A 3,370-nucleotide genomic window follows, 5' to 3' on the forward strand; every position below is an offset into this window, starting at 1 on the left:
TACATTATAGCATGACTATAATTGACTTTCGACTATTTTTAATCAGCTTTCTGCCAGTTTTTAGGGAACACACGTTTGCTTTATATGCTACAATACAGGTAAAAGCTAACGGAAGTGATCTAAATGTTTTTTGATGATGAACCGCATGGCGTGTTCTTCTTAATCGATAACAAGTCCTTTTATGCTAGTTGCGAAGCCGTTGCCCGGGGGCTAAATCCCTTAAAAGTCCCATTAGTGGTCCTTAGTGAAGCTGAAAATACTAATGGCGGGCTCATTTTAGCCACGTCACCCGAAGCTAAGCACTTATTTCATCTTAAAGCCAACGTCTCCCGTAAACGTGACTTACCCAATGACCCCAGGTTGTGGGTCGTGCCACCGCGCATGAACCTTTATATTCAACGCAATTTGCAGATCAATCAGATCTTTCATCAATTTACCACTGAAAAAGAAGTTTGGCCGTATTCGATTGATGAAAGCATTTTGGATATGACCCATACTTGGCGGTTGTTTGGCAATTCTGTTCGTGAAGTGGCGCGCTTGATTCAAAAGACAGTTCGGCAAAAGCTAGGCTTGTATACCACCGTGGGGATTGGTGACAATCCGGTGCAAGCCAAATTAGCCTTAGACCTTTACGCTAAACATAATCATGAATTGATCGGTGAAATCCATTACGAAACTGTGCCGGATAAAATTTGGTCAATTACTGAATTAACGGACGTTTGGGGCATTGGCCCCCGTATGGCTAAACGTTTGAACCGCCTTCAAATTCACAATATGTATGAGCTAGCCCACACCAACCCTTATTTACTCAAACAGCAGCTTGGCGTCATTGGTAGTCAATTATTTGCTACGGCCTGGGGAATTGATCGCGCGCAAGTTACGGCACCAACTAAGGTTAAAGAAGCTAGCCTGGGTAATTCGCAAGTGCTACCGCGGGACTATTTTAACCAAGCCGAAATTGAAACGGTCATTAAAGAAATTGGTGAACAGGTGGCGGCTCGTCTCCGGCACCACCATAAACTAGCGGGGTGCCTATCGCTAAGCATTGGGTTTTCTTATGCCGCGGCCGAGGCCGATGGCCGCGGTGGTTTCAACCAGGCTTTAAAAATTGAACCGACTAATGACAATCAAGTTTTGACACAACAATTATTGTGGTTATTCCGTCAGAATTGGGACGGTCAAGCTGTCCGGAATATTGGTGTTTATAGCAGTAAACTAAGTGCCAACTCCGGCCAACAACTTAATTTATTTGAAACACCGCGTAACCAAATTCGCCGTAGCCGGTTAAACCAGGTGATTGATGAAATTCACCGGCAATTTGGGTTCACCAAACTAGTTTACGCGACCAGTTTATTAAAAGGGGGCACCGCTATCAAGCGGGCTTCACTAGTGGGCGGACATAATGGAGGCAATAGCTATGAATAACGATATAGAGATTATTAAGGGGCGGTTAACCCTATTGTTTAAGCGACGTCCCAAAACCCGCTATTGGTTAATGTTGACTAATGACACCTATGATCGGACCTATAATCTGTTTTTTAACAGTCAACGGGCTAACGAGCGCTTGCAATCCGTTCCTTTACATAAATTAGCACACTATGATTTAGCTGATTTAGAAAAGCTGTTAAAAGCATTACGACAAGATATAAAACTAACGATCGAATTTGTTGGCTTTACTGGGGAACGGTGGCCGGCAAGCCAAAAGCTGATTCAACGAAAGCGGGTGCCACTTGAATAACCAAGACGTTGATTTAGACACGGTTAAATATTTTTTTGAACATGATTACCATGACCGGGGCATGATGAAATGGCAGGGCTTCTATTTATCTGATCATACTGCCGCTTTAAACCAACAGAACCAGCAGCTTAATAAAATATACGTTCCACGACCGCAACAATCATTAGCAACAATTACCGAGGTATTGGCTGACGCATACCAGCGTCAGCGACCGGTGACCATTCAACTAAAAACGGTTGACCAAAACAACCGTCATTGGCCAGATATCACCACCTTGATTCATGGTTACAATGCCAATGATATTGTGGTTGATGCTGATCGGTTTATCCCACTACAAGGAATTCGCAATGTGGCATACAAAAAAGACGGAGAAGCTATAAATACTTAGATCTCCGTCTTTTTAGAAACTGTTGAAAGTTTTTAAACAAAACAGGTAATTAAACGATAATCAGATGTTGTGGCAAGATTGTAAAGAAACTGAAAATTTTTACATAAAGATGATTTAAAATCTTCTTGGCTTTTACTTCCTACGTTTTTTCTCTTATAACGCTTTGTGAACATTCCTTGCTTAATTTTAAGAAACTCATTTGTAGACCCACATAGGATATCTGCTAATTGAATTCCTAATAAGTCTTTGGAATCACTAGTATCTATATGTTTTACATATTTAAAAATAATAGGATTGTTATCAGCGTCTGGCCTATTAAGTGCTATTTTATTCAGTTCCTTCCAGTAGTTATTCATATATTGTTTTGTATCCCCATCAGCATGTACATAAATATTGTCGTTTAAAGCTTTTCCTAACTTTTCAATTTCTGTAAAAAGTGCACTAACTGTTAGAGACGCTAATTCAGCAGAATAAGCCATCTTACGATTTTTACTATCTTTACTATACAAATCATATAATATATCTTCTCTATTTACTTTATTAAGAAATTGTTCATATTTTTTTTGTGAATTAGGATTTTCAGGGAAAATATTTATTGTTTTTAAAACTTGAATACAGTCTTCTAAGTCCTGTTTCAAATTAGTATCTTTTGTGGCAAATAAATTATTTAACTTTATTAGCAGTGAGTTGTTATGAATAAACTTTTTCTTTATCAATGCTGATAAAATAACTATAAAGTTTTGATTAAAAGAAAGCATATCGATGAATGGTTTGAATTCATCAGGAGCATAATAAGAATCAAAAATCGCATATTGAAGTTGTTCGCAAAGTATTGTTTTCTTGTTTGCGACAATTAAGAAAGGCAAAACTAAATTTGGGGTTTTCAATTGCTGGAATTCATTTGCATCTTTCGCAATCTTTAACGATAAGTCATTAGCCTTCTTTGCCAGCTTAATTGACATTTTTTTATAATGTAATTCATCGGCCTTAAATTTCAAGTTAGAAATATACTTATCAATTTTTTCCTTGTAATTATCATCCATAATCCACCCACCATATACAAAATATGGTTGATCTTCATCTAATAAATTAGAACCCGTATTACCGCTTTCGTCTATATCCTGAATTATTCATAGTTCATTAAAAGCCCGTCAGTTTTCGTGTTTTTTCGAAAACTGACGGGTATGTTTTTATCTTTTGTTGAAATACGATGTTTATCAGTTCTAGCTAGTGAGATCTTTCAA

4 protein-coding genes are annotated in these 3,370 nt (G+C 38.0%); 3 read left to right on the top strand and 1 reads right to left on the bottom strand.

All coding sequences use genetic code 11. The annotated features are described in order from the left end of the window. The first annotated feature begins 123 nt into the window (after positions 1-123). The 3 genes from ON15_RS00015 to ON15_RS00025 are packed head-to-tail and all read left to right on the top strand — an operon-like array spanning position 124 to position 2,126. Entirely contained in the window at positions 124-1,425 is a 1,302-nt protein-coding gene (locus ON15_RS00015; RefSeq protein ID WP_010579409.1) for a Y-family DNA polymerase, read from the top strand. Then, the gene (locus tag ON15_RS00020; RefSeq protein ID WP_010579410.1) at positions 1,418-1,738 is read left to right on the top strand and encodes a hypothetical protein; all 321 of its coding nucleotides are present in this window, start codon (positions 1,418-1,420) and stop codon (positions 1,736-1,738) included. Before ON15_RS00015 ends, ON15_RS00020 begins: the two co-directional genes overlap by 8 nt. Then, the gene (locus tag ON15_RS00025; protein WP_010579411.1) at positions 1,731-2,126 is read left to right on the top strand and encodes a hypothetical protein; all 396 of its coding nucleotides are present in this window, start codon (positions 1,731-1,733) and stop codon (positions 2,124-2,126) included. The genes ON15_RS00020 and ON15_RS00025 overlap by 8 nt, the downstream gene beginning before the upstream one ends. Before the next feature lie 32 nt (positions 2,127-2,158). On the opposite strand, the gene ON15_RS00030 is transcribed toward ON15_RS00025, so the two are convergent. Then, positions 2,159-3,256 (bottom strand): DUF3800 domain-containing protein, encoded by a 1,098-nt coding sequence (locus ON15_RS00030; protein ID WP_141567363.1) that lies wholly within the window; start codon positions 3,254-3,256, stop codon positions 2,159-2,161. Between the last annotated feature and the right edge of the window lie 114 nt (positions 3,257-3,370).

The sequence above is a fragment of the Liquorilactobacillus vini DSM 20605 genome (genome assembly GCF_000255495.1).
In the GTDB taxonomy this organism is placed as follows: Bacteria; Bacillota; Bacilli; order Lactobacillales; family Lactobacillaceae; genus Liquorilactobacillus; species Liquorilactobacillus vini.